This window comes from Mycolicibacterium sp. ND9-15, from assembly GCF_035918395.1.
Taxonomy (GTDB): domain Bacteria; phylum Actinomycetota; class Actinomycetes; order Mycobacteriales; family Mycobacteriaceae; genus Mycobacterium.
This window is the reverse complement of record NZ_CP142362.1, coordinates 211,376-236,787: the sequence shown is the minus strand read 5'-3', so window position 1 is coordinate 236,787 and position 25,412 is coordinate 211,376. Positions and strand designations below refer to the sequence as shown.

The following is a 25,412-nucleotide window of genomic DNA, read 5'->3' as shown; positions in this document are numbered from 1 at the left end:
GGGCGGGCGGTGCCCCGATGCGCCAGCGCTCGTCACGGTCGCCTCCATTCCCGACCCATGCGGTGCAGCATCTCATCCGCGGACGCCGGACCCCAGGTACCCGATTCGTACGCCTCCGGCTTACCGGTTCGAGCCCAGTGGTCGAGCACGGGATCGAGTATCTCCCAGGATAATTCGACCTCCCTGTTCACCGGGAACAGCGAGGGTACACCGAGCAGCACGTCGAGAATCAGCCGTTCGTAGGCTTCGGGCGAGTCCTCGGCGAACGCCGAGCCATAGGAGAAGTCCATGTTCACGTCGCGGACCTCCATGGCGCTGCCCGGCACCTTCGACCCGAACCGGATCGTGATGCCCTCGTCGGGTTGCACCCTGATCACCAACGCGTTCTGGCCGAGTTCCTCGGTCATCGTCTTGTCGAACGGCAGGTGCGGTGCCCGCTTGAAGATCAACGCGATCTCGGTCACCCTGCGGCCCAACCGTTTTCCGGTGCGCAGGAAGAAGGGCACGCCGGCCCAGCGCCGCGTGTCGACCTCCAGGGCGATGGCCGCATAGGTTTCGGTTTTCGAATCCTTCGAGAAGCCCTCCTCCTCGAGCAGGCCGACTACTTTCTGGCTGCCCTGCCAGCCCGCCGCGTACTGCCCGCGGGCGGTGGTCTCATCCAGTGGCTGCATCGGCCGCGTGGCCGAGAACACCTTGATCTTCTCGGTCTGCAATTCCTTGGGACCGAAGCTGACGGGCTCCTCCATGGCCGTCAGGGCCAGCAGTTGCAGCAGGTGGTTCTGGATGACGTCACGCGCGGCGCCGACGCCGTCGTAATAGCCTGCGCGGCCACCGAGTCCGATGTCTTCGGCCATCGTGATCTGCACGCTGTCGACGTAGTTGTTGTTCCAGACCGGCTCGTAGAGTTCGTTGGCGAACCGCAGCGCGAGGATGTTCTGGACGGTCTCCTTACCGAGGTAGTGGTCGATGCGGAACACCGACTCCTCGGGGAACACCGTGTTGACGACTGCGTTGAGTTCTCGGGCACTCGCCAAATCGTGGCCGAACGGCTTCTCGATCACCACCCGGCTCCAGCGACCCTCCTGCGGGCTGGCAAGTCCCGACTGGTGCAGCTGCTCGCAAACCTGCTGGAAGGCCTTGGGCGGAATGGACAGGTAGAACGCGTGGTTGCCGCCGGTCCCGCGTTCGGCATCGAGCTTCTCGAGGGTCTCGGCCAGCCGCCCGAACGCCGCGTCGTCGTCGAAGGTGCCCTGCACGAACCGGAAGCCCTCGGCGAGCCGGTCCCACACCTCCTGGCGGAACGGTGTGCGGGCATGCTGCTTGACCGCCTCGTAGACGATCTGGCCGAAATCCTCGTCGGCCCAGTCTCTTCGGGCGAATCCGACCAGTGAGAACGACGCGGGCAGCAAGCCGCGATTGGCGAGGTCGTAGATCGCGGGCATGAGCTTCTTGCGCGACAGGTCACCGGTGACACCGAAAATCACGACCCCGCACGGCCCCGCGATCCGGGGCATCCGCTTGTCGCGCTTGTCGCGCAGCGGATTGACCCAGTCCGTCATTTCTTGCTTGCGTCGAGCTGATCCTGCGTCGCCTCGAGCAACTCGAGCCACGATTTCTCGAACTTCTCCACACCCTCGTCCTCGAGCACCCGGAACACGTCAGGTAGGTCGATGCCGACGGCGGACAGTTTGTCGAACAGCGCCTGCGATTCGTCGGCCGTGCCGGTCACGGTGTCGCCGGTGATCACGCCGTGCTCGGCCACCGCGTCGATGGTCTTCTCCGGCATGGTGTTCACCGTATTCGGGGCGACCAACTCGGTGACGTACAACGTGTCCGAGTAGTCCGGGTTCTTCACACCGGTGGACGCCCACAGCGGACGCTGCACGCGGGCGCCGTCGCCCTTGAGGGCTTCGTAGCGCTTGCCGCCGACGAACACTTCCTCGTAGGCGGCGTAGGCGAGCCGCGCGTTGGCCACCCCGGCCTTACCGCGCAATCGCAGCGCTTCGTCGGAACTGATCTTCTCCAGTCGCTTGTCGATCTCGGTGTCCACTCGGGATACGAAGAAGGAAGCGACCGAATGGATCTTGGACAGGTCGTGGCCGGCCTCTTTGGCCTTCTCCAGGCCCGCGAGATAGGCGTCCATCACGAGCCGATGCCGTTCGACGGAAAAGATCAGCGTGACGTTGACTGAGATGCCCTCGGCGATCACGGCGGTGATCGCGGGCAGGCCCGCCATCGTTGCGGGGATCTTGATCAGCAGGTTGGGCCGGTCGACGATCTTCCACAGCTCGATCGCCTGCAGGATGGTCTTGTCGGTGTCATGCGCCAGCCGCGGGTCGACCTCGATGGACACCCGGCCGTCGACGCCGTCGGAGAGCTCGTGCTGCTTGGCCAGCACGTCGCAGGCGTTGCGGACGTCGTCGGTGGTGACCGTGCGGATCGTGGCGTCCACGTCGGCGCCCCGCTCGGCCAACTCCTTGACCTGGCTGTCGTAGGCGTGGCCCGCCGATAGCGCGGCCTGGAAGATCGACGGGTTGGTGGTCACCCCGACGACGCTGCGGGTGTCGATGAGCTCCTGCAGGTTCCCGGTCTGCAACCGGTCGCGCGACAGATCGTCGAGCCACACCGACACGCCCGCCTCGGACAGCGCCGCGAGATTCGGATTCTGAGCCATTGGTCTACCTTCCGATCACTAGTTGTCTATCGATCGCTCCGCGGCGGCCACCACGGCCTCGGGGGTGAACCCGAACTCGCGGAACAACGTCTTGTAGTCCGCCGACTCTCCGTAGTGCTCGATCGAGATGATCTCCCCGGTGTCGCCGACGAGCTTGTACCAGCTCTGCGCCACTGCCGCCTCGACCGCGACGCGCGCCGGAACGGTCGGCGGCAGCACCGAATCGCGGTACTCCTGCGGCTGCGATTCGAACCACTCCACGCACGGCATCGACACCACGTAAGCGGTGATGTCCTTCTCCGCCAACTGCTTGCGAGCTTCCACCGCGAGTTGGAGCTCTGATCCGGTCGCGATGATGATCACGTCGGCGTCGTCGGCCGGGTTGCCGCCACCGAGCACGTATCCGCCGCGAGCCACCCCGTCGGCGTCGGTGCCCTCCAAGACAGGGATGCCCTGACGAGTGAGGACGAAGCCGACGGGGCCGCTGCCGTTGCCGCGGGCGATGATGCTGCGCCAGGCATATGCGGTCTCGTTGGGATCACCCGGGCGGACCACCGAGAGGTTCGGGATCGCCCGCAGCGCCGCGAGGTGCTCGATCGGTTGGTGGGTCGGGCCGTCCTCGCCGAGGCCGATCGAGTCGTGGGTCCAGATGTAGATCGTGTCGATATCCATCAGCGAGGCGAGTCGCACGGCCGGGCGCATGTAGTCGGAGAATTGCAGGAATGTGCCACCGAACGCCCGTGTCGGGCCGTGCAGCACGATGCCGGACAGAATCGCGCCCATCGCATGCTCGCGGACACCGAAATGCAGCACCCGGCCGTACCAGTCAGCAGTGAAGTCGTCGGTCGAGATTGACGGTGGGCCAAACGATTTCGCACCCTTGATCGTGGTGTTGTTGCTTCCCGCCAGGTCGGCCGAGCCGCCCCACAATTCGGGCAGTTTGGGCGCGACGTCGTTGAGAACCTGGCCGAACGCGGCACGGGTGGCCACCGCCTTGGAACCCGGCTCCCAGTAGGTCAGATCGGAGTCCCAGCCCTCCGGTAACTCCTCAGCCGTCAGCCGGTCCAGCAACTTCTTGCGCTCGGGTTCGCGCTCCGTCCAGGCGTCGAAACCGCTCTGCCACTTGGCATGCGCCTCCTTGCCCCGCTCCACCAACTTGCGGGTGTGCTCGATCACCTGGTCGCGCACTTGGAATGTCTTGTCCGGGTCGAAGCCGAGGATCTTCTTGGTGGCGGCGACCTCTTCCTCGCCGAGCGCGGACCCGTGCGCGTCGCCGGTGTTCATCTTGTTGGGCGCCGGGTAGCCGATAATCGTCCGCAGCGCGATGAACGACGGCTTGTCCGTGACCTTCTTCGCCTCGGCGATGGCCTGCTCTATGCCGACCACGTTCTCCGCGCCCTCGACCTCCTGCACATGCCAGCCGTACGCGCGGTAGCGGGTCGCGACGTCTTCGGATAACGCGATGTTGGTGTCGTGTTCGATCGAGATCTGGTTCTTGTCGTAGAACACGATCAGGTTCCCGAGCTGCTGGGTGCCGGCCAGCGACGAGGCCTCGCTGGTGATGCCCTCTTCGATGTCCCCATCGGAGGCGATCACGTAGATGTAGTGGTCGAATGGGCTCTCGCCCCACGGGGTATCGGGGTCGAACAGGCCGCGCTCGTACCGCGATGCCATCGCCATCCCCACCGAGGACGCGAGGCCTTGGCCCAGCGGGCCGGTCGTGATCTCGACGCCCTTGGTGTGGCGGAACTCCGGGTGCCCGGGCGTCTTCGACTTCCACGTCCGCAGGGCCTCGATGTCGGACAGCTCCAAGCCGAAGCCGCCGAGGTAGAGCTGAATGTAGAGGGTCAGGCTGGAATGCCCGGCGGACAGCACGAAGCGGTCCCGGCCGAGCCAGTGCACATCGCTGGGATCGTGGCGCATCTGGCGCTGGAACAGTGTGTAGGCCAGCGGCGCCAGGCTCATCGCGGTCCCCGGATGGCCATTGCCCACCTTCTGTACCGCATCCGCCGCCAGCACCCGGATGGTGTCGACCGCCAACGTGTCCACCTCGGTCCAGTCATCGGGGTGGTTCGGGCGGGTCAGCGCGGAAATTTCTTCGAGCGTGGTCACAAGGCGCACTCCCTGGTCGGCGTAGAGCTCTTCTCAGCTGCTCGTTTAACCACCCTAGTGCCGGATGGCCTTTCGATGCAGGCCGCTTGGGGCCACGATGCCGGGGAGGGTTAGGCCGGCGTCGGCGCGCGGTCTACCATCGTCTGTAGTAGAAGCCCCCGGGCTACGACATTCCGACAGGAGTAACTGCGTGAGAGTTCGCGAAGGTCACCTCGTCGACGGGGCGCCTGATCGGATGTCGCCGTCGGGGCGGCTCCGGACGCGAATCCGCGACAGCATCCTCGGCTATGTCTCGCTGACCAAGCCGCGGGTCATCGAATTGCTCCTGGTCACCACGATCCCGGCCATGCTCCTGGCCAACCGCGGTACCGCCGACCCGCTGTTGATCCTGAACACACTGGTCGGCGGGCTGCTGGCGGCGGGCGGCGCCAATGCGCTGAACTGTGTGGCCGACGCCGACATCGACAAGGTCATGAAGCGCACCGAGCGCAGGCCGCTGGCGCGGGCCACGGTTCCGCGCAGCCACGCCTTGGTGTTCGGGCTGGCCCTGTCCGTCGGATCGTTCTTCTGGTTGTGGTGGACCACGAACATGTTGTCGGCCCATCTCGCCGGCGCGACGATCGCGTTCTACGTCCTGGTCTACACGCTGTTGCTCAAGCGCCGCACCTCTCAGAACGTGGTGTGGGGGGGCGCCGCCGGTTGCATGCCGGTGATGATCGGCTGGTCCGCTGTCACCGGAACGATCGCGTGGCCCGCTCTGGTGATGTTCGCGATCATCTTCTTCTGGACACCGCCACACACCTGGGCGCTGGCTATGAAGTACAAGGATGACTACCGCGCCGCAGGCGTGCCGATGCTGCCCGCCGTCGCCACCGAGCGACAGGTCACCAAACAGATCCTGATCTACACATGGCTGACCGTGGCCGCCACGCTGGCGCTGACGATTGCGACCGGCTGGCTGTACGCGGCGGTCGCGCTGCTGGCCGGCGCGTGGTTCCTGGCGATGGCGCACCAGCTCTACAACGGGGTACGCCGCGGCGAAACCGTCAAACCGCTGCGGTTGTTCCTGCAGTCGAACAACTACCTCGCCGTCGTCTTCCTGGCCCTCGCGATCGACTCGGTGCTGGCGCTGCCGACGGTGTTCTAACGCCTGCGCTAGGGCACCAACACCACCGAACCGACGGTCTTGCGGCCCTGCAAATCGCGGTGGGCCTGTTCGGCGTCTTCGAGCCGATACCGTTCGCTGACCGTGATTCTCAGCGTGCCCGAGGCGATCGCGTCGAGCAGTTCGCCCGCCCGCCAGGCGAACTCGTCGGCAGTACGGGTGTAGTGCACCAACGTCGGCCGGGTCAGGAACAGCGAGCCCGCCGCGTTGAGCCGTTGCGGATCGAACGCCGGGACCGGACCGCTGGACGCGCCGAACAAAGCCAGCGTGCCCCGCACCGCGAGGCTGGCGAGGCTGGCGTCGAACGTGGCCGCACCTACGCCGTCGTACACGGCAGCGACCCCGCCGTCGGTCATCTCCTTGATCTCGGTGCCGAACGCGGCGGCGTCGGTCGGGTAGTCGAGCACTCTGACCGCGCCGGCCTGACGCGACAGTTCGGCCTTCTCCGGAGTCGAGACGGTGGTGATGACGCGCACCGCCATGCTGGTCGCCCACTGGGTGAGGATGAGGCCCACACCACCGGCGCCCGCGTGCACCAGCACGGAGTCGCCCTGCTGCACCGGATACAGCGACTTGATCAGGTAGTGTGCGGTCATGCCCTTGAGCAGGGATGCGGCGGCCGCCTCGGGGCTCACCCCGTCCGGTACGTAGGCGGCGAAATCCGCTGGGGCAACGCTGTATTCGGCGTAGGCGCCGTTCGCCTGGGCGGTGACGACACGGTCGCCGACCCGCAGCGCGGCGACGTCTTCGCCGACCGCCTCCACCGTGCCGCACACCTCGTTGCCGACGATGAACGGCGTCTCGCGCGGGTACTGGCCCGACCGGAAGTAGGTGTCGAGGAAGTTGACGCCGATGGCTTCGGCCTTGATGAGCACCTCGCCCGCGCCCGGCGTTGGCTGCGGCTTCTCGACGTAGGTGAGGACTTCGGGTCCGCCGGTCTCGGCGACTTCGATGGCGTGCATGTTTCCATCCTCCCAATATCCTGGCTCTCGTGAAGCTCGCCAGGCCTGATGTGTTCCATCCGCGCATCGTGTTGGCCGGATGCCCGGCGCTGCCGGAGGGTGATGGGGACGACGCCGGCCTGGTCGCGGCGCTGGGCAAGCGCGGGTTACATGCCCGCTGGCTGTCCTGGGACGACCCGGCCACGCTGCAGGCGGACCTGGTGATCCTGCGTGCGACGTGGGACTACGCCGAGCGGCTCGACGAGTTCCTCGGTTGGACGGAACGGGTCCGCAACCTACTCAACCCGCCGAACGTGGTGCGGTGGAACACCGACAAGCGCTACCTCGCCGACCTTGCCGATGCGGGTGTGCCGATCGTGCCGAGCCGGTTTTTCGCCCCGGGTGCGACGGTGCGGCTGCCGAAGCACGCCGAGGTCGCCGAGATCGTGGTCAAACCCGCTGTCGGCGCGGGATCGGTGGACACGTTGCGGTTTTCCGACCGAGACGATGCCCGGCGGCATGCGGCGAAGTTGCAGGCCTCGGGTCGGACGGTGCTGGTGCAGCCATATGACCCGCGGATCGAGGAGGGCGAGACCGCGCTGGTGTTCGTCGCCGGTGTGCAGTCTCACGCGTTCGCGAAGGGCCCGATCTTGCGAGGGTCCGGTGATGCCCCGGAGTTCGACGAGTCGGGCACCTATGCAGAAGAGACGCTTTGTCCCGTCGAACCCGACTTCGAGCTGTGGGACATCGGTCACCAAGCGCTGGCCGCGGTGGCCGCCAACCTCGACACCGTGACCGAGGAACTGCTGTACGCGCGGGTGGACATCATCGGCGGCCGCGACGACCCACGAGTGTTGGAGGTCGAGTTGGTCGAGCCGTCGCTCGGCTGGGCGCAACTGGACGCCGACACGCGGGAGCGCCAGCAGCGTGCGTTTGCCCTCGGCGTCGAGTCAGCTCTCGACCGGCTCGGGCTCGGCCCGCTCTCGCATCGACGCCCATAGCGCAGCGGTGGCCGCGGTACAGGCCGCGGCGCCCGCGACGTGTACGGCCACCAACGCGGCGGGCACACCGGTGAAGAACTGGACGACGCCGACCAGGCCCTGGGCCATCACTAGAGGGACCAGGACGCCGAGGCGCACCAACACAGGCCGCGGCGCGTGCACCGCCAGGAGCCCGAAGCCCAGCCCGACGAGCAGCGACAGATAAGCCACCATCAAGGCCGAGTGCATGTGCGCCAACGTGGTGATCTGGACTTGCAGCCGGTGGATCGTGCGGTCGACGCTCTTGTCTCCGGCATGCGGGCCCGCCCCGGTCACCAGTGTTCCCGTCACCAGGACGGCGCCCAGCGCCACGGCGCTGAGCAGCGCCAATTGTCGCAACTGCTTGGGCGCACGCCGGACGACGACTCCGTCGTCGGGCTCGCCGACCTTGACGAACAGCAGCACCGACAGCCAGACCATGGTCATCGACGTCAGCAGGTGGATGGCGACCGTCCACCACAGCAGCCCCGTCAGCACCGTGATGCCGCCGATCACCGCCTGCACCACCGTCGACGCGGGCATCAGCCAGGCGTAGACGAGCACCTCGCGGCGCCGGCGGGCCCTCGTCACCGCCAGCACCGCCGCCGCTGCGGTGATCACGACGAGGAAGGTGACCATCCGGTTGCCGAACTCGACCGCCTGATGCACCAAATGCACCTCGGCGACCGGCACCGGCGTGAAACTGCCCGGGAAGCACTGCGGCCAGGTCGGGCAGCCCAATCCGGACGCGGTGACGCGCACGATCGCTCCGGTGACCGAGATGCCGCCCTGGGTCAAGATGACGAGAAACGCGATGACGCGCTGGGTCCGCAGGCTGGGCAGCGGCAGCAGATCGACCAGCCGCAGAAAGGCGCGTCGCACGAATTCGATCGTAGAGCAGAGCAACTACAGGCCGTAGTAGCGGGTGCTGCGCCTACCGCGGCGAGACGAACGGCACCAGCACCTCGTCGACCAGTTGGACGACCAGGTCGTCGTCGATGCTATCGCCGGTGATCAGCAACCGGTGCCACAGCACGCTCTGCCCCAACTCGCGCGCGATCTCGACCGGCACGTCGGCACGCACGTCGCCGCGTTCGACGCCCCGGGCGAGCAACGCGGCCATCTCCTTCTTGCGCCAGCCGATGACGCCGTCGCGAAACGCCTCGGTCAGCTCCGGATCGTGAGAGCCCGCCGCGACCGCTGCCCGGACGACCGCGCCTCGAGGGCCGGTGAACAGCGCCGCCCATCCGCGCAGTACCGCGAGCATGTCGCTGCGGTAACTGCCGGTGTCCTCATGCGGGATCGCGGCGGTGGCGACGCCGATCAAAGTGCCGCGCAACAGTGCTGTCGCGTCCGGCCAGCGCCGGTAGAGCACGGGCTTGCTCGTGCGTGCCGCCGCGGCAACGGCCTCCATCGTGACGCCGGCCGGACCGTGCCGGGCGAGGAGGTCGAGGGCCGCGTCACGGATGGCCGCGTCGAGTTCTTCGCCGCGTCGACGTGGCATCGACACTCCCTCGAAGAAACGATTGCGTATCTTATGCGGCGAGTCTAGCGTCATCGCTATAGGAAACGGGCCCGTATCTTAGGAGGACCTAATGGCTCGCCCCGTGCTTTATCCGCTGCGCTCCGTAGACACCGCGTCTGTGCGGTATCTCGAGCATCGTCACGGCAGACGCCGCATCACCATCGACCACCGGCCGCTTGCAGGGGTCACCCCCACGATGCTGCTCGACTGGTTTACCCATCTCGGCGAGACGATGGTCTACGGGGGCAAGGTCATCGACCGCTATCTCGCCTGGCATCCGATCGATCACATTCGATGGGAACTGGCGCGCCCGGCTCTCGGTGGCGGTGCCGCCGACGGCGCTCGCTTCCGCATGGTCGAGGCGTTCGGCGGGCGGCCCGAGTACAAGATCGACGAGATCGCGCGCGTCGAGAAGCTCGACGAGACCGGCATCCGACTGGTCAAGCGGCTGGCGGGGATTCCGATCTTCCAGCTCGAAAACACCTGGTCGGCCGGCGCGGACGGTACGCACTACGTGACGGTGATGGATCTGGGCGCCCGTTCGCCGCTGCTCTCGGCCGTCAACAACGTCGTGCGCCGACGGTTCCCGGGGGACAAGATGCGCGCCTGGGTCAAGCACAACATCGAAGAGGTCGGGCAGCTCGAATACCTCCTGCCGCCGTTGCGCTCAGGTGAAACGGAACCAGCGCAGCGCGCACAATGCGGCGACGACGCCCCACACCGCGAGCACCAGAAGGCCGAACCAGTCCACTGACATCGTCATCGCCTGCGACAGTGCTTCGGTCAGGGCGCCGGACGGGGTCAGCCGGGCCACCCACCGCGCCGAGGACGGCACCATGCCACCCTCCAACGTCAGCGCGCCGAGCCCGGCGAAGACGAACCACAGCAGGTTGGCCAGGGCGAGCACGATCTCCGCGCGAAGGGTGCCGCCCAGCAGCAGTCCCAGTGCGGCGAAAGCCGCCGTCCCCAGAGCGATGACCGCCGCGCCGAGCGCCAGGCCTGCCAGCGGGGGTCGCCAGCCGAGCGCAAACCCGATGCTGCCCAACACAATCGATTGCAGGAAGACGACCGCCACCACGGCCAGGGACTTGCCGGCGATGATGCCCCACACCGGGAGCGCCGTGGCGCCCAGTCGCTTCAGCGCCCCGTAGCGGCGATCGAACGCCACGGCGATCGCCTGTCCGGTGAACGCCGTGGAGATCACGGCAAGCGCCATGATCGCCGGCACGAACGTCCCCGCCCGGTTCGGTCCGAACGATCCGAGGGGCAGCAGTGTCAACCCGACCAACAACGTGATCGGGATGAACATGGTCAGCAGGAGTTGTTCGCCGTTGCGCAGCAGCAACCGCAGTTCGAGCGCGAACTGTGCGGCCAGCATCTTCTGCACGGTGGCCGGCCGCGGATCGGGCGAAAAGGTACCCGGCCCAAATCGATTCATCGTCACGGCCGCAACTCCCGTCCGGTCAGGTCCAGGAACACGTCTTCAAGGCTGCGTTGTTCGACGCTCATGTCGGTGGCCAGGACGTCGAGCCGGGCGCACCATGCCGTCACCGTCGCGAGCACCTGTGGGTTGATCGCGCCCTCCACCAGATACTCGCCCGGGGCCGTCTCGCTCGCCCGATAACTCTCCGGCAGCGCCGAGACGAGCAGCGACAGATCGAGCATCCGCGGCGCCCGGAACCGTAACTGGTTCTCGGCGCCGCTGCGCATCAGTTCCTCGGGTGACCCGGTGGCCACTGCGAGACCGTGGTCGATGATCATGATGCGGTCGGCGAGCTCCTCGGCCTCGGTCAGTTGATGGGTCGTCAGCACCACGGTGACGCCGTCGCGCCGTAGCGCATCGATCAACTCCCACACCACGATTCGCGCATGTGCGTCCATCCCGGCCGTCGGCTCGTCGAGGAACACCAGCTCGGGGCGGCCGACCACCGCACAGGCGAGCGCCAGGCGCTGCTGCTGGCCGCCGGACAGCCTCCGGTACGTGGTGCGCGCGGCCTCGGTCAGCCCGAGGGTGTCCATCAGCCATGCCGGGTCCAGTGGGTTGGCCGCGTAGGAGGCCACCAGGTTCAGCATCTCGCCGGCGCGGGCGGCCGGGTAGCCCCCGCCGCCCTGCAACATCACGCCGATGCGTCCCCGCACCCTGGCGTTGTCGCCGAACGGGTCGAGGCCGAGGATCTCGATGGTGCCCGAGTCGGGTTTGATGAACCCTTCGCACATCTCCACGGTGGTGGTTTTGCCCGCGCCGTTGGGGCCGAGCAGGGCGAACACCTCGGCGGCCTGTACCTCGAGGTCGAGGTTGGCCACCGCGACCGTCGATCCATAGCGCTTTCTGACCCCGCTCAGGCGCACGGGGGTGGCCACGGGGGTGTCAGGGCCCCCCGATCCGAGGTGGGTCACGGGGATTCAGCGTAGGCGTCGGGTCGGACCGGCTGTGGCTGCGGTGGCGACGATGGGTCAGGAGGCGGGCTTGTCACGCTGCGCCAGGGCAGCCTGTTGTAGGTGAGCAGAATGAGCCCGAGCACGATCACGGTGCTTGCCGCGGTGGCGAGCAGGATCTGAAATACGGTGAACCGGTCGCCGTTGGCCGTGGGGCCGAAGATGCCCACTGCCAGTGTCACCACGATCGTGGTGCTGCGGAACGCGGGCCGGGTGGCCCACGCTGCGAGCGGGAGCACGGCCCACAGTACGTACCAGGGCTGGACGACCGGGAACAGGAGCACGGTCACGCCGAGCGCGACGCCAAGTCCGCCGACGGGGTGCAGGCGCCCGCGCAGCACGGCCAGCAGCAGCCAGGTCACGAGGATTGCGATGATGAAGACGCCGATCGCACGGGTCAGCCCCAGTACCGCGGTGGTGTGATCGCCGAGCCCCAGCAGGATGCCGACCTGACCGGTGCCCAGGGCGAGCAAGGTGGGTAACGACATCCAACTGCGCACGACGTTGGCGGTGCCCAGCGTGTTGAGCCAGCCGAACCCGAGGCCGCTGGCCCAGCCGATGATCGCCATCACCACCACCGACACGGCGGTCAGCGAGCCACCGGCCAAGAAGAACGCCTTGACGGTGCCACCCCACCGGCAGGCCAGCGCCATCGCCACGAAGCCGAGCGCCAGCAGCGACGGCAGCTTCACCTGCGACGACAGCGTGATCAGGACGACGCCCAGCAGCAGCGTGGCCAGCGGCCGCCACCGCGCCCATTGCTCGCGGTCCTGCGGCCAGGCCAGCGGTCTGGGAAGCAGCGGTGTGGCGGCATCGACAGCCCGAAGGGCGAACTCGGTGCCGGCGAGCATCAAGCCCAGCATCAGCGCCTCGTTGTGGATGCCTCCCACCAGATGCATGATCAGTAGCGGGTTGGCCGCCCCGAGCCACAGCGCGCTCACCTCGGCGACGCCGCAGCGACGGGCAAGACGCGGTGTCGCCCAGACGATGAGGCACACGCCGAGCAGCACGATCAACCGGTGACACAGCACCGCGGCCACGATGTTCTCACCGGTCAGCCTGGAGATACCCTGTCCGATCCACAGGAACAGCGGCCCGTACGGGGCGGGTGTCTCGCGCCACATGTTCGGCACCGAGAGCGTGAACACGTGGTCCAGGCCGAGGCCGGTCGCCGGACCGACCCGGTACGGGTCGAGGCCTTTGACGCCGATCTCGCTCTGCGCCAGATAGGAGTAGACGTCTCGGCTGTACATCGGCGGGGCGATCAGCAGCGGCAGCACCCAGAGCCACAGCAACCGGTCCAGTTGGCTGCGGGACATGCGCCGGTCACCGAGCGCGAATCGCCCCAACATCAACCAGGCCAGCGTCATCATGACGGCGCCGGTGGTGGTCATCGTCAGAGACACCGTCTGGAGACGAGACGGGAGGTTGAGCAGCCGGACGCCGAACGTCGGATCCTGCACCACCGGCCTTGCCCCGACCCCGAGCGCACCGATCGCCATCAGCACCGTGCCCGCCGCGCCGAACAGTCGTGTCCGGCGCAGCGCGATGACCTCGGCGTCGTTGAGGGGGGAGCCCACCGGGCGTTCGTCGGCATGCCAACGGGCGATCCACGAGCTGAACGAAGGTAGGCGGGCTGCCACCAATGCAGCGTAACCGCCGACGACTTGGCTCTCGCCTCGCTAAGGGTGCCCTTGCTTTACATGACTTTCGGAATTCCGTCACAATAGTGTTGTGAAATTCAGTCCGGAGGCTGGAGCCGCCCCGGCGGCGACATCCAGCGCAGGAGCCGATCGCCACACGCGTGGGGCGATCGTGCAACTGCTGCTCGAATCCGGACCGATCACCGCCGGTGAGATCGGCGAACGGCTCGGAATCTCCGCCGCCGGAGTGCGTCGCCATCTTGACGCGCTGATGGACGCCGGGGACGCCCAGTCCAGCGCCGCGGCGGCATGGCAGCACACGGGGCGCGGCAGGCCCGCGAAGCGGTACCGGCTAACCGCGGCTGGGCGCGCCAAACTGGGCCATGCCTACGACGACCTCGCCGCCGATGCCATCCGCCAGCTGCGCGAGATCGGTGGCGATGACGCCGTACGGGCGTTCGCGCGCCGTCGTGTCGACGGGATTCTCGCGGGAGTATCTCAGGGGCCCGGTGACGTTGAATCAACTGCAGGTCGGGTCGCCGACGCGCTGACCAAGGCCGGCTACGCGACGACGACGACACCGGTGGCCGGTCCGGTGCCCGGTATCCAGTTGTGTCAGCATCACTGTCCGGTGTCGCACGTCGCGGAGGAATTCCCCGAACTGTGCGAGACCGAGCGCGAGGCGTTCGCCGAGATTCTGGGAACCCATGTGCAGAGGCTCGCCACGATCGTCAACGGCGACTGCGCCTGTACCACGCACGTACCGCTGGTCGAGAAGATCAGCGCCACAGCCCCCACTAGAAAGCAAGGAGCGTCGAGATGACGACGACACCCGAGGTCCACAAGGTAGGCGAACCGCTGAGCCAGGATGAGGCGATCGCTTCGCTGAGCCGGTACGGCTACGGCTGGGTGGACTCCGATGTCGCGGGTGCCGGCGCGCAGCGCGGGCTGTCCGAGGCGGTGGTTCGGGACATCTCGGGGAAGAAGAACGAACCGGAGTGGATGCTCGAGACCCGGCTGAAAGCGCTGCGCACGTTCGACAAGAAGCCGATGCCGAAATGGGGCTCCAACCTCGAGGGCATCGCCTTCGACAACATCAAGTACTTCGTGCGCTCCACCGAGAAGCAGGCCGCATCCTGGGAAGATTTGCCAGAAGATATTAGGAATACCTACGACCGGTTGGGCATTCCGGAGGCTGAAAAGCAAAGGTTAGTCGCTGGTGTGGCGGCTCAGTATGAGTGCTTGGCCGGAGACACGTTGGTATGGACCGCCAATCGTGGCCAAGTTCCGATCAAGGAAGTCGTCTATGGCGACCGGGTTTTCGCATATGACGAGATAGGCGAGCGGTTCGTCGTGGCGCCGGTCAAGGCGTCGGCCCAGACCGATACTCGGATGACCTATGAGGTCAAGACTGGACGGCGGACACTTCGCGCGACGGACAACCATCCCATGTTGGTGCTGCGCGACGAGCGCAAGCCGGGCCGTCAGCGCGCACGCTATGCCCGTCGCTGGGTGACCGTCGGTGAGATCAAGGCTGGCGACTTCATAGCCGTGCCGCGTCAGATCCCGAACTTCGGTGAGGCCGCCGAGCTTCCGTCCGTGGGTGGGCTGGAAACGCCGACGACTAGCGATGTTGATCTGATGTGGCTGCTTGGCCTGTACATCGGGGACGGCAATCTGCATCTGTCGACCAAGACCTGTCGCGTGCAGTTCGCGATCCCAGCCACCGATGTCGAGTTGCGCGCGGAGTTGACGCGCGTCGTCAAGGACCTCTTCGGGCTACGCTGCATCGAGGCGGACGAGTTCCGCGTCGTCGTGAACTCGAAGGCCCTCACCGAGTGGATCGTCGAGCTCGGCTTCGCAGGACTGTCGCTGACCAAGCGCGTTCCGGATTGGGTCTACTCGCTCCCGGTCGACCAGCGGCTGGCATTCCTGGGCGGCTGGGTCGATGCCGACGGGTACGTGAGCCCGGATAAGAGCGGCTCCATCCTGTTGACATGTGCTAATGAACCTCTCATCAAGCAAGCGCGTGAGCTCGCCGAGCTGTCCGGACTGCGAGCCGGCGGACCATGGTCCTTCACGCAGCCCTATTACCACGATCCGTCTCGGACACAGATTGGCTGGCGGCTAGGGATTTCGGGCGATTTCGATCGTCTGGGTTGCCGAAACATCAAGCGGACGAACCGCTTCGGCCGGCGAGCCTATTTCCATTCGTCGAACGGCGCGCACGGCACGACGATTCGCGTGCACTGCAATGACTGGCTCGGGTTCGAGCGGGTCAAGTCGGTCGAGCCGTATGCGGTGGAACCGGTGTACGACATCGAAGTTGATGGCCCGCACAACTTCGTCGCCGAAGGTCTCGTGGCGCACAACTCCGAGGTGGTCTACCACCAGATCCGAGAAGACCTTGAGGCGCAAGGCGTCATCTTCCTCGACACCGACACGGGCCTGAAGGAACACGAGGACATCTTCAAGCAGTACTTCGGGACCGTGATCCCGGCCGGCGACAACAAGTTCTCCGCGCTCAACACCGCGGTCTGGTCGGGCGGCTCGTTCATCTACGTCCCACCGGGCGTGCACGTCGACATCCCGCTGCAGGCCTACTTCCGGATCAATACCGAGAACATGGGCCAGTTCGAGCGGACGCTGATCATCGTGGATGAGGGCGCGTATGTGCATTACGTGGAGGGCTGCACTGCTCCCGTTTACAAGTCTGACTCACTGCACTCGGCGGTCGTCGAGATCATTGTAAAGCCCGGTGGCCGTTGCCGTTACACGACTATTCAGAACTGGTCGAACAACGTGTACAACCTCGTCACAAAGCGCGCTCGAGCGGAAGCCGGCGCGACCATGGAATGGGTCGACGGCAACATCGGGTCCAAGGTCACGATGAAGTACCCGGCGGTGTGGATGACCGGTGAGCACGCCAAGGGTGAGGTGCTCTCGGTGGCGTTCGCCGGCGAGGGCCAGCATCAGGACACCGGCGCCAAGATGCTGCACCTGGCGCCGAACACGTCGAGCAACATCGTGTCCAAGTCGGTGGCCCGCGGCGGGGGCCGCGCGTCCTACCGCGGCCTGGTCCAAGTCAACAAGGGCGCGCACGGGTCGCGGGCGAGCGTGAAATGCGATGCGCTCCTTGTCGATACGGTGAGCCGCTCCGACACCTACCCGTACGTCGACATCCGCGAGGACGACGTGACGATGGGGCACGAGGCCACAGTGTCGAAGGTCAGCGAGAATCAGCTCTTCTACCTGATGAGCCGCGGCCTCACCGAGGACGAGGCGATGGCGATGGTGGTGCGCGGCTTCGTCGAGCCGATCGCCAAGGAGCTTCCGATGGAGTACGCGTTGGAGCTCAACCGGCTGATCGAGCTGCAGATGGAAGGCGCGGTGGGCTGAGTGTCATCCAATCTCGCCGCGGCGGTGGAAGGCTCGGCCCTCGCCGCCGTCAACAAGGGCGAACTGTTCTCCTCGTTCGACGTCGATGCGTTCGAGGTGCCCGGCGGCCGTGACGAGATCTGGCGTTTCACGCCGCTGAAGCGGCTGCGCGGCCTGCACGACGGAACGGCTCCCGCGACCGGAACCGCGGCGATCGTCGTGACCGAGTGCCCGGGTGTCACCATCGAGACCGTGCGTCGCGGCGACGAGCGGCTCGGCCAGGGCGGTGCGCCCACCGACCGGGTTGCCGCCCAAGCCTATTCATCGTTCAATACCGCGACCATCGTCACCGTCGGCCGCGACACCGAGATCGCCGAACCGATCGAGATCGACATCACCGGCCCGGGCGAGGGTGCGGTCGCCTACGGACATCTGCAGATCCGCGTCGAGGAGCTCTCGCGGGCCATCGTCGTGGTGGATCTGCGCGGCAGCGGGACCTACGCCGACAACGTCGAGATCGTCGTCGGCGATTCCGCCGGTCTCGGGGTGATCTGGATCGCCGACTGGGCCGACGACGTCGTGCACGTCAGCGCACATCACGCGCGGCTCGGTAAGGACGCCGTGCTGGGGCACGTCAACGTGACACTCGGTGGGGACGTCGTACGGACCACGGCGACGGTGCGCTTCACCGGACCCGGCGGTGACGCCAAGCTGCTCGGCACCTACTTCGCCGACGACGGCCAGCACTTCGAGTCCCGGCTGCTGGTCGACCACTCCTACCCGAACTGCAAGTCCGATGTGCTGTACAAAGGTGCGCTGCAAGGCGATCCGGAGTCCGGGAAACCTGATGCGCACACGGTATGGGTGGGGGACGTGCTGATCCGCGCCGAGGCCACCGGCACCGACACCTTCGAGGTGAACCGCAATCTGGTGCTGACCGACGGTGCCCGCGCGGATTCGGTGCCCAACCTGGAGATCGAGACCGGCGAGATCGTCGGCGCCGGACACGCCAGTGCGACCGGACGTTTCGACGACGAGCAGTTGTTCTATCTACGGGCCCGCGGCATCCCCGAGGATCAGGCGCGGCGCTTGGTGGTGCGCGGCTTCTTCAACGAGATCATCGCCAAGATCGCCGTGCCGGCGGTGCGCGAGCGCCTCACCGAAGCAATCGAACGAGAACTAGCGATCACGGCTGGTTTGAATCCAGAGACGAGAGAACAGCAACGATCATGACCACACTCGAAGTCAAAGACCTGCACGTCTCGGTGAACACCCCTGAGGGCGAGGAGATCCCGATCCTCAAGGGCGTGAACCTGACCGTGAAGTCGGGAGAGACCCATGCGGTGATGGGTCCCAACGGATCCGGCAAGTCCACGCTGTCGTACGCGATCGCGGGACACCCCAGGTACACGGTGACGTCGGGCACGATCACGCTGGACGGGCAGGACGTGCTGGCGATGAGCATCGACGAGCGTGCCCGCGCGGGCCTGTTCCTCGCGATGCAGTATCCGGTCGAGGTGCCGGGGGTGTCGATGTCGAACTTCCTGCGCACCGCCGCCACGGCCGTGCGCGGTGAGGCGCCGAAGCTGCGGCACTGGGTCAAAGAGGTCAAGACTGCGATGAGCGACCTCGGAATCGATGCGTCGTTCTCCGAACGCAGTGTCAACGAGGGGTTCTCCGGCGGTGAGAAGAAGCGTCACGAGATCCTGCAACTGGCCCTGCTGAAGCCGAAGATCGCGATCCTCGACGAGACGGACTCCGGTCTGGACGTGGACGCGCTGCGGGTGGTCAGCGAGGGCGTCAACCGGTACGCCGAGACCGAGAACGGCGGCGTGCTGCTGATCACGCACTACACCCGCATCCTGCGCTACATCCAACCGCAGTTCGTGCACGTGTTCATCGACGGTCGCATCGTCACCTCCGGCGGCCCGGAACTCGCCGACGAGCTCGAGGAGAACGGCTACGTCCGGTTCACCGAGACGGCGGCCGCGGAGGCATAACCGTGACCGCCGCCGCTCGCCCGCTGGACCTGACCGCCATCCGCGCGGACTTCCCGATCCTGAAGAAACAGATGCGCGGTGGAAACACGCTGGCATACCTGGATTCCGGGGCGACCTCGCAACGGCCGCTGCAGGTCCTCGACGCCGAGCGCGAGTTCCTGGTCACCTCTAACGGCGCTGTGCACCGCGGCGCGCACCAGTTGATGGAGGAGGCCACCGACGCCTATGAGGACGGCCGCTCGGACATCGCCGAGTTCGTCGGCGCCGACCCCGCTGAGCTGGTATTCACCAAGAACGCGACCGAGGCGATCAACCTGGTGTCCTATTCGGTGGGGGACACGCGCTTCGAGCGCGCCGTCGGGCCGGGCGACGTGATCGTCACGACCGAACTCGAGCACCACGCCAACCTGGTCCCGTGGCAGGAGTTGGCGCGTCGCACCGGCGCGACGCTCCAGTGGTACGGCGTGACCGAAGACGGCCGCATCGACCTCGACTCCCTGCAGCTCGACGAACGCGTGAAACTCGTCGCCTTCAGCCACCACTCGAATGTCACCGGCGCCCTTGGCCCAGTCGCCGAGTTGGTTTCGCGCGCGAAGGCGGTCGGTGCGCTGACCGTGCTCGACGCCTGCCAGTCGGTACCGCACCAGCCCGTCGATCTCCATGCGCTCGACGTCGACTTTGCGGCGTTCTCCGGGCACAAGATGTTGGGACCCAATGGGATCGGCGTGTTGTACGGCCGCGCCGGGCTGCTGAACTCGATGCCGCCGTTCATCACCGGCGGCTCGATGATCGAGACCGTCACGATGGCGGAGACGACCTACGCGCCGGCGCCGCAGCGCTTCGAGGCGGGCACGCCGATGACGTCGCAAGTGGTCGGACTTGCCGCCGCGGCGCGGTACCTGCGGGATATCGGGATGGCCGCTGTCGAAGCGCACGAGGCCGAGCTGGTAGCCACGGCGCTCGAGGGGCTGTCCACGATCGACGGGGTGCGGATCATCGGCCCGAAGTCGCTGGAGAACCGCGCCTCGCCGGTCAGCTTCATCGTCGACGGCGTCCATGCCCACGATGTGGGGCAGGTGCTCGACGACGAGGGCGTCGCGGTGCGCGTCGGGCACCACTGCGCATGGCCGCTGCACCGCCGGTTCGGTATCGCGGCCACGGCGCGAGCGTCGTTCGCGGTGTACAACACCCTCGACGAGGTCGATCGCCTGGTCGCCGGTGTGCGCCGGGCCGTGGAATTCTTCGATCCGGCGGGCAGGAGCGCGGCGACTCGGGGATTGAACTGAGGGACTGACGTGCGGCTGGAGCAGATGTATCAGGAAGTGATCCTCGATCACTACAAGCACCCGCACAACCGCGGCCTTCGCGAGCCGTTCGGCGCGGAGGTCCACCACGTCAACCCCACCTGCGGGGACGAGGTGACGCTGCGGGTTGCGCTGTCCCACGATGGCGAGCGGGTGGTCGACATCTCCTATGACGGCCAGGGCTGTTCGATCAGTCAGGCCTCGACGTCGGTGCTCACCGATCAGGTGATCGGGCAGAGCGTCGGAGACGCATTGAAGACTGTCGCGGCGTTCAGCGAGATGATTTCCTCACGGGGGACCGTCGAAGGCGACGAGGATGTGATCGGAGACGGCATCGCATTCGCCGGTGTCGCGAAGTACCCGGCACGGGTCAAGTGCGCGTTGCTGGGTTGGATGGCTTTCAAAGACGCGCTAGCGCAAGCGTCCGAGGGATTACAGGAGGCAGGATGAGCGACACCGCAGTGCCTGACGAGGAATTCTTGTTCGATCTCGAGGAGGCGATGCGCGACGTCGTTGATCCCGAACTGGGCATCAACGTCGTCGACCTGGGTCTCGTCTACGGGATCGACGTCGAGCAGGGCGAGGAGGGCAAGGTCGCGCTGATCGACATGACGCTGACGTCGGCGGCCTGCCCGTTGACCGATGTGATCGAGGACCAGTCGCGGACCGCCCTGGTGGGTGCGGGGTTGGTCAACGAGATCAGGATCAACTGGGTGTGGGTCCCGCCGTGGGGGCCGGACAAGATCACCGAGGACGGTCGCGAACAATTGCGGGCGCTCGGCTTCACGGTCTGACGGCTGTCCCGGGGCTCTCGCCGAGTTTGAGGTCACCCCACGAAGTGCCGGTTCTGACGGTGTGAGGTGCATGGAAAATGCATGCATGAGTGTGGCGCTTCAGATTCGTGGCGTTCCCGAGGATGTTCGTGACGAGATCGCCCTGCAGGCGGCAAAGCACGGGCAGTCGATGCAGGGCTACCTTCTCGCCATGGTTGAGCGAGAGGCCCGCATCGCGCGAAACTCGCACGAGTTCGAGCGTTCGGCGGCGCAACGGTGCCGCATACCCGACGACCTCAGCCCCGAACGGGTAGTTCGCGAAGGGCGCGACGAGGGGTTTGAGGTTGACCGAGCGTGATCGTCGTCGACGCATCGGCGTGGGCACATGCGCTGATGGACTCGGGGTCGCTGGGTGGCGCCGCCAGGGTCATCCTGTTCGCGGATCCCGATTGGATGGTGCCGCGCACGGCCCTTTGGAGGTGCTCCGCACGATCCGCCGTTATGAGACTGCGGAGTTGGTCACCGGAGCCCAGGCGACCGAGTTCGCGAATGCTGTTGTCCGCGGAAGTTCGATACGGTCTTTCCGACGAGTGGTCGCTGACCACCGTGTGGGCATCGCACCATAGCCTCAGCGTGTATGACGCGCCGTACGTAGCCCTTGCCGTGCGGTACGCGGTTCCGCTCGTCACCTTCGACGCCCGGTTGGCCAGGGCTGCGGGAGCCCTCGGCGCAGACGTTGTCGTGCCGGATGAGGGTTGACAACGGAGCCAGTGCCGGTCGCTGGTGCGTGTTGAAGGTCCAGCGTGATGGGTAGATCACTGCTGCGGGTCGTAGCGAATTGAAACATTCTGAGCATCTTTAGCCGCATTCTCAGGGTAAGCGTCGCCGGACCGCTGAGGTTCTACCGACGCCATTCACGAGACGGAATACATTGGGAGCATTGCCCTTAACTACTGGTCCCAGCACTGGCCACGGACTTTCAAACGGCACAGCCAACGCCAGACGCACCGGTCATCGATCCGGGTAGCGTTCATGGCGGGCTATTCGCCGCTCAACCGACGTGTTCGCTTCAGAAGCGATCCGCTGGCGTAGGTGAGCGCAATTGAAGACTGCCTACATCGTGGTCGACGGTCAAAAACTGGCTGCTCGGTGTTTGCGCGTCGGCGCTCAGTGGCACACTGGCCTTCTGGTTCGACGCGCTAAGTCAGATAGTTGAGGCCGCGCACAACTTCGGAGTGATCTATCAGACTGAGCGCACCAATCGGGGTTCGACTGGACGCCTACGAACACACGGAGATCGCTCGGATCGAGGCTGCCGAGCAGGCCCACTCGACCGACTTGCAGTACGCCATAGAGTCTGCGGCATGAACCTTGACGACTACAACCAATTGACGCTGACGCGGCGCGACAACGGCGTACTGCTCATCACGATCGACAGACCGGACAAGTACAACGCCGCCGACGAGGAGATGCATCGGGAGCTCGCGACCATCTGGAAAGACGTCGCCGCCGACCCAGATACCCGCGTCGCCGTCATCACCGGTGCCGGCAAGGCCTTTTCCGCCGGAGGTGACCTGGCCATGGTCGAACGGATTGCCGGTGACTACGACCGTGTCTCGCACATGCTCAACGAGATGAGCGAGATGGTCTACAACATCATCAACTGCGACAAACCGATCGTTTCCGCCATCAACGGCGTCGCGGTCGGCGCCGGCACCGTGGCCGCGCTGCTCGCCGACGTCGCGATCGCCGCCGAGGACGCCAAGATCGGCGACGGCCACGTCAAACTCGGAGTCGCGGCCGGTGACCACGCCGCGATCATCTGGCCGCTGCTGGCTGGGATGGCCAAAGCCCGCTACTACCTGTTGACCGGCGAGATGATCACGGGAGTTGAGGCCGAACGCATCGGGATGGTCGCCAAAGCTCTTCCGCGCGAACAGGTTCTCGACGAGGCGCTGCGAATCGCCGACGAACTCGCCAACGGAGCGCAACCCGCGATCCGGTTGACCAAGCGCGCCCTCAACAACTGGCTGCGCGCCGCCGGACCGATGTTCGACCAGTCCGCGGCCTACGAGATGCTGACGTTCCTGGGACCCGATGTCGTGGAGGGCTACACAGCACTACGGGAGAAGCGCGCCCCGCGCTTTCCGTCTGGGCGGCCTCGCAACGGCTGACTGCGCTCATCGATGTGCACGCTACCGACCGGGGGCGGTGTCGGTCTGAGCCTCGGTATCTTGGCATGGCTCGACTCCTCGGTCGCGCCGCTGGCCGAGTTGTTCCGGTGGCCGAAGAACCGGGCGCAACCGTTTGCGAATGCCGATCGTGCCGGTCTTTCTGCCGAATCCCGAATCGAGATGGAGTAGCCGCCTACTCTAGTTACCGCGTCTAGCCGCCGGAAGCGTCATTCGAGACGTTCCTCGCCAGCGACGGGGCATGCTTTGTCACAGGCGCCGCGATGTCCGTCGACCAGGCACTGCCGACAACTGAGTAGGAGGAACAGAAGATGAGCAGACTCGCCGAAGCTCCTGTGCCGCTGGGTGATACGGGCCGATTCTTCATCGACGGCGACTGGGTCAAGCCCAGTACGGATTCCGTCTTCGACGTCATCGACTCGGCGACGGAGCAGCCGTACTTCCGGGTCGCCGAGGCGCAGGCGATGGATATGGACCTCGCGATCGGCGCGGCGCGGCACGCGTTCGATCGAGGTTCGTGGCCACGGATGACCCATGCTGAGCGTGCAACGTATCTGCAGGCCATGGCCGACGAACTCGAGGCCCGCGCCGCCGATTACAGCGCCATGTGGCCGCACGAGTCCGGCGTGCTGTACGCCTTCGCGCAAGCCAGCGAACCGGGCATCCCATCGACATTGCGGTTCTACGCCGACCTCGCAGCCGACTTTCCGTTCGAAGAGGAGTTCATCCCGAGCTCAACGACATTGGCCGGTGGCGGGTACGGGCTGCTGGTGCGCGAACCGGTCGGGGTGGTGGGGGCGATCATCCCGTGGAACGCCCCGCTTCCGCTGGCGCTGATCAAAGTCGCCCCGGCGTTGTTGGCTGGATGTGTGGTGATCGTGAAGGTGTCACCGGAGGCGCCCGGGGCCGGCTATCTGCTCGCGGAGGTGGCCGAGAGGGTCGGCTTGCCGCGCGGTGTGCTCAACGTGCTGACCGCCGACCGGGAGGTTTCAGAGCTGCTGGTCCGGGATCACCGCGTCGACAAGATCGCGTTCACCGGATCGACGGCTGCCGGCCGCCGGATCGGGGAGATCTGCGGTGGCCGGATCGCACGGTGCACGTTGGAACTGGGCGGCAAGTCGGCGGCGGTGATCCTCGACGATGCGGACATCGGCGTCGCAGCGGCCACGCTCGCGGGCGCCGAGTGCTTCCTGTCCGGACAGGTGTGCGCGTCGCTGACCCGGATCGTCGTGCCGCGCCACCGCCACGACGAGTTCGCCGACGCGCTGGCCGCCGCCTTCTCCGCGGTTCAGGTGGGCGACCCGTTCGACCCGACCACGCAGATGGGGCCGCTCGCGATGGAGCGTCAACGCGACCGCGTCGAGCACTACATCGCCAAGGGCGTCGAGCAAGGCGCGACGCTGCTCACCGGTGGCGGTCGCCCGAAACACCTGGATCGGGGTTTCTACATCGAGCCGACGGTTTTCGCGGGGGTGGACAACAAACACGTCATCGCCCAGGAGGAGATCTTCGGACCCGTGCTCAGCGTGATTCCGGCTGACAATGACGAGCATGCCGTCGACATCGCCAACGACACCATCTACGGACTGAACGCCGCGGTCTTCACACCGGATGCGGCCCGGGCGCGCGAGGTTGCCGGACGACTGCGCTCGGGCACCGTCGGACACAACGGGATGAGGATCGACATGGACACCTCGTTCGGTGGCGTCAAGCAGTCCGGGGTCGGCCGGGAGGGCGGCCGGGAAGGCTTGCTGCCGTACCTGGAGACCAAAACCGTACTGCTCGACGCAAAGCCCACGTAAGGCTTGGGGCGGCCGACGCCGGCACTGGGTATACGCCCGTAGGCTGGGAACACACAGCTGACGATCAGCGTTAGGAATCAACGTGGCTACCCAAGACATCACCGCCGAACAATTCAACGACACCATCAACGACAACGAGATCGTGCTGGTGGACTTCTGGGCGTCGTGGTGTGGCCCGTGTAAGGCGTTCGCGCCCACGTTCGCGGCCTCTTCTGAGAACCACCCCGACGTGGTGTATGCCAAGGTCGACACCGAGGCCGAGCAGGAGCTCGCGGCGGCCGCCGACATCCGGTCCATCCCCACGCTGATGGCGTTCAAGAAGGGCAAGCTGGTGTTCAACCAGGCCGGTGCGTTGCCACCGGCGGCCCTCGAGGAGCTGGTGAAGCGGGTCAAGGAGTTCGACATCGACGCCGCGATAGCAGCACAGAACGACGGTCAGCCGGAGTGA

25 protein-coding genes are annotated in these 25,412 nt (G+C 66.2%); 16 read left to right on the top strand and 9 right to left on the bottom strand.

The window, feature by feature from the left end; genetic code table 11:
* Positions 1-32 precede the first annotated feature (32 nt).
* From zwf to tkt, 3 genes are read right to left on the bottom strand one after another with little or no spacing between them, the layout of a single operon-like run.
* Positions 33-1,559 carry a glucose-6-phosphate dehydrogenase gene (gene zwf, locus QGN32_RS01120; protein ID WP_326546860.1) on the bottom strand — a complete coding sequence of 509 codons (1,527 nt, stop codon included), beginning with the start codon at positions 1,557-1,559 and terminating at the stop codon, positions 33-35.
* On the bottom strand, positions 1,556-2,674 hold the full coding sequence (gene tal / locus QGN32_RS01115) for a transaldolase (protein WP_326546859.1): 1,119 nt from the start codon (positions 2,672-2,674) through the stop codon (positions 1,556-1,558). Before tal ends, zwf begins: the two co-directional genes overlap by 4 nt.
* A gap of 18 nt (positions 2,675-2,692) precedes the next feature.
* The gene (tkt, locus tag QGN32_RS01110; protein ID WP_326546858.1) at positions 2,693-4,786 is read right to left on the bottom strand and encodes a transketolase; all 2,094 of its coding nucleotides are present in this window, start codon (positions 4,784-4,786) and stop codon (positions 2,693-2,695) included.
* A 190-nt stretch (positions 4,787-4,976) separates the two neighbouring features.
* Between tkt and QGN32_RS01105 the strand changes: the two genes are divergently transcribed.
* Positions 4,977-5,933 (top strand): heme o synthase, encoded by a 957-nt coding sequence (locus QGN32_RS01105; protein WP_326546857.1) that lies wholly within the window; start codon positions 4,977-4,979, stop codon positions 5,931-5,933.
* Between the two features lie 8 nt (positions 5,934-5,941).
* Here QGN32_RS01105 and QGN32_RS01100 read toward each other — a convergent pair whose 3' ends face one another.
* Positions 5,942-6,913 (bottom strand): quinone oxidoreductase family protein, encoded by a 972-nt coding sequence (locus tag QGN32_RS01100; protein WP_326546856.1) that lies wholly within the window; start codon positions 6,911-6,913, stop codon positions 5,942-5,944.
* A gap of 29 nt (positions 6,914-6,942) precedes the next feature.
* Between QGN32_RS01100 and QGN32_RS01095 the strand changes: the two genes are divergently transcribed.
* A complete protein-coding gene (locus tag QGN32_RS01095; protein WP_326546855.1) occupies positions 6,943-7,893 on the top strand; it encodes an ATP-grasp domain-containing protein in 951 nt (316 codons plus the stop codon).
* On the opposite strand, the gene QGN32_RS01090 is transcribed toward QGN32_RS01095, so the two are convergent.
* On the bottom strand, positions 7,843-8,793 hold the full coding sequence (locus tag QGN32_RS01090; protein ID WP_326546854.1) for a COX15/CtaA family protein: 951 nt from the start codon (positions 8,791-8,793) through the stop codon (positions 7,843-7,845). The genes QGN32_RS01095 and QGN32_RS01090 overlap by 51 nt on opposite strands.
* A 52-nt stretch (positions 8,794-8,845) precedes the next feature.
* Positions 8,846-9,415, bottom strand: a complete 570-nt coding sequence (locus QGN32_RS01085; RefSeq protein WP_326546853.1) for a TetR/AcrR family transcriptional regulator — start codon at positions 9,413-9,415, stop codon at positions 8,846-8,848.
* Positions 9,416-9,506: 91 nt separating this feature from the next.
* On the opposite strand from QGN32_RS01085, the gene QGN32_RS01080 reads away from it, so the two are divergent.
* Positions 9,507-10,190, top strand: a complete 684-nt coding sequence (locus tag QGN32_RS01080; protein ID WP_326546852.1) for a hypothetical protein — start codon at positions 9,507-9,509, stop codon at positions 10,188-10,190.
* Here QGN32_RS01080 and QGN32_RS01075 read toward each other — a convergent pair.
* From QGN32_RS01075 to mptB, 3 genes are read right to left on the bottom strand one after another with little or no spacing between them, the layout of a single operon-like run.
* Positions 10,104-10,874: an ABC transporter permease gene (locus QGN32_RS01075; RefSeq protein WP_326548874.1), complete on the bottom strand. Its 771-nt coding sequence runs from the start codon at positions 10,872-10,874 to the stop codon at positions 10,104-10,106. The genes QGN32_RS01080 and QGN32_RS01075 overlap by 87 nt on opposite strands.
* A 2-nt stretch (positions 10,875-10,876) precedes the next feature.
* Positions 10,877-11,785 carry an ABC transporter ATP-binding protein gene (locus tag QGN32_RS01070; RefSeq protein ID WP_326548873.1) on the bottom strand — a complete coding sequence of 303 codons (909 nt, stop codon included), beginning with the start codon at positions 11,783-11,785 and terminating at the stop codon, positions 10,877-10,879.
* A 44-nt stretch (positions 11,786-11,829) separates the two neighbouring features.
* Complete coding sequence (mptB, locus tag QGN32_RS01065) at positions 11,830-13,515, bottom strand: polyprenol phosphomannose-dependent alpha 1,6 mannosyltransferase MptB (protein WP_326546851.1); 1,686 nt, start codon at positions 13,513-13,515, stop codon at positions 11,830-11,832.
* A gap of 91 nt (positions 13,516-13,606) precedes the next feature.
* Between mptB and QGN32_RS01060 the strand changes: the two genes are divergently transcribed.
* The 13 genes from QGN32_RS01060 (at position 13,607) to trxA (ending at position 25,412) form a co-directional block, all read left to right on the top strand.
* Positions 13,607-14,338, top strand: coding sequence for a helix-turn-helix transcriptional regulator (locus QGN32_RS01060; RefSeq protein ID WP_442791767.1), 732 nt, complete (start codon positions 13,607-13,609; stop codon positions 14,336-14,338).
* The gene (gene sufB, locus QGN32_RS01055) at positions 14,335-16,914 is read left to right on the top strand and encodes a Fe-S cluster assembly protein SufB (RefSeq protein ID WP_326546850.1); all 2,580 of its coding nucleotides are present in this window, start codon (positions 14,335-14,337) and stop codon (positions 16,912-16,914) included. Before QGN32_RS01060 ends, sufB begins: the two co-directional genes overlap by 4 nt.
* A complete protein-coding gene (sufD, locus tag QGN32_RS01050; protein WP_326546849.1) occupies positions 16,915-18,126 on the top strand; it encodes a Fe-S cluster assembly protein SufD in 1,212 nt (403 codons plus the stop codon). It begins immediately after the preceding gene.
* Complete coding sequence (gene sufC / locus QGN32_RS01045) at positions 18,123-18,893, top strand: Fe-S cluster assembly ATPase SufC (RefSeq protein ID WP_326546848.1); 771 nt, start codon at positions 18,123-18,125, stop codon at positions 18,891-18,893. The genes sufD and sufC overlap by 4 nt, the downstream gene beginning before the upstream one ends.
* A 2-nt stretch (positions 18,894-18,895) precedes the next feature.
* The gene (locus QGN32_RS01040) at positions 18,896-20,179 is read left to right on the top strand and encodes a cysteine desulfurase (RefSeq protein WP_326546847.1); all 1,284 of its coding nucleotides are present in this window, start codon (positions 18,896-18,898) and stop codon (positions 20,177-20,179) included.
* Positions 20,180-20,188: 9 nt separating this feature from the next.
* Entirely contained in the window at positions 20,189-20,647 is a 459-nt protein-coding gene (gene sufU / locus QGN32_RS01035; protein WP_326546846.1) for a Fe-S cluster assembly sulfur transfer protein SufU, read from the top strand.
* Positions 20,644-20,991, top strand: coding sequence for a metal-sulfur cluster assembly factor (locus QGN32_RS01030; RefSeq protein ID WP_326546845.1), 348 nt, complete (start codon positions 20,644-20,646; stop codon positions 20,989-20,991). Before sufU ends, QGN32_RS01030 begins: the two co-directional genes overlap by 4 nt.
* An 85-nt stretch (positions 20,992-21,076) precedes the next feature.
* Complete coding sequence (locus QGN32_RS01025) at positions 21,077-21,328, top strand: FitA-like ribbon-helix-helix domain-containing protein (protein ID WP_326546844.1); 252 nt, start codon at positions 21,077-21,079, stop codon at positions 21,326-21,328.
* 35 nt (positions 21,329-21,363) lie between these two features.
* Positions 21,364-21,729 (top strand): PIN domain-containing protein, encoded by a 366-nt coding sequence (locus QGN32_RS01020; RefSeq protein WP_326548871.1) that lies wholly within the window; start codon positions 21,364-21,366, stop codon positions 21,727-21,729.
* A 605-nt stretch (positions 21,730-22,334) separates the two neighbouring features.
* Complete coding sequence (locus QGN32_RS01015; protein ID WP_326546843.1) at positions 22,335-23,144, top strand: enoyl-CoA hydratase/isomerase family protein; 810 nt, start codon at positions 22,335-22,337, stop codon at positions 23,142-23,144.
* 60 nt (positions 23,145-23,204) lie between these two features.
* Positions 23,205-23,333 carry a hypothetical protein gene (locus QGN32_RS01010; protein WP_326546842.1) on the top strand — a complete coding sequence of 43 codons (129 nt, stop codon included), beginning with the start codon at positions 23,205-23,207 and terminating at the stop codon, positions 23,331-23,333.
* 140 nt (positions 23,334-23,473) lie between these two features.
* Positions 23,474-24,964 carry an aldehyde dehydrogenase gene (locus QGN32_RS01005; protein ID WP_326546841.1) on the top strand — a complete coding sequence of 497 codons (1,491 nt, stop codon included), beginning with the start codon at positions 23,474-23,476 and terminating at the stop codon, positions 24,962-24,964.
* Positions 24,965-25,046: 82 nt separating this feature from the next.
* Positions 25,047-25,412, top strand: coding sequence for a thioredoxin (gene trxA, locus QGN32_RS01000; RefSeq protein WP_326546840.1), 366 nt, complete (start codon positions 25,047-25,049; stop codon positions 25,410-25,412).

What these genes read in the sequence shown, in the direction of transcription:
- sufC (WP_326546848.1), top strand. Translation starts at nt 18,123, where the DNA reads ATGACCACACTCGAAGTCAAAGACCTGCACGTCTCGGTGAACACCCCT.
- QGN32_RS01085 (WP_326546853.1), bottom strand. Translation starts at nt 9,415, where the DNA reads ATGCCACGTCGACGCGGCGAAGAACTCGACGCGGCCATCCGTGACGCG.
- tal (WP_326546859.1), bottom strand. Translation starts at nt 2,674, where the DNA reads ATGGCTCAGAATCCGAATCTCGCGGCGCTGTCCGAGGCGGGCGTGTCG.
- QGN32_RS01020 (WP_326548871.1), top strand. Translation starts at nt 21,364, where the DNA reads ATGGACTCGGGGTCGCTGGGTGGCGCCGCCAGGGTCATCCTGTTCGCG.
- QGN32_RS01080 (WP_326546852.1), top strand. Translation starts at nt 9,507, where the DNA reads ATGGCTCGCCCCGTGCTTTATCCGCTGCGCTCCGTAGACACCGCGTCT.
- zwf (WP_326546860.1), bottom strand. Translation starts at nt 1,559, where the DNA reads ATGACGGACTGGGTCAATCCGCTGCGCGACAAGCGCGACAAGCGGATG.
- QGN32_RS01100 (WP_326546856.1), bottom strand. Translation starts at nt 6,913, where the DNA reads ATGCACGCCATCGAAGTCGCCGAGACCGGCGGACCCGAAGTCCTCACC.
- sufB (WP_326546850.1), top strand. Translation starts at nt 14,335, where the DNA reads ATGACGACGACACCCGAGGTCCACAAGGTAGGCGAACCGCTGAGCCAG.
- QGN32_RS01075 (WP_326548874.1), bottom strand. Translation starts at nt 10,874, where the DNA reads ATGAATCGATTTGGGCCGGGTACCTTTTCGCCCGATCCGCGGCCGGCC.
- QGN32_RS01025 (WP_326546844.1), top strand. Translation starts at nt 21,077, where the DNA reads ATGAGTGTGGCGCTTCAGATTCGTGGCGTTCCCGAGGATGTTCGTGAC.
- QGN32_RS01030 (WP_326546845.1), top strand. Translation starts at nt 20,644, where the DNA reads ATGAGCGACACCGCAGTGCCTGACGAGGAATTCTTGTTCGATCTCGAG.
- QGN32_RS01015 (WP_326546843.1), top strand. Translation starts at nt 22,335, where the DNA reads ATGAACCTTGACGACTACAACCAATTGACGCTGACGCGGCGCGACAAC.
- QGN32_RS01005 (WP_326546841.1), top strand. Translation starts at nt 23,474, where the DNA reads ATGAGCAGACTCGCCGAAGCTCCTGTGCCGCTGGGTGATACGGGCCGA.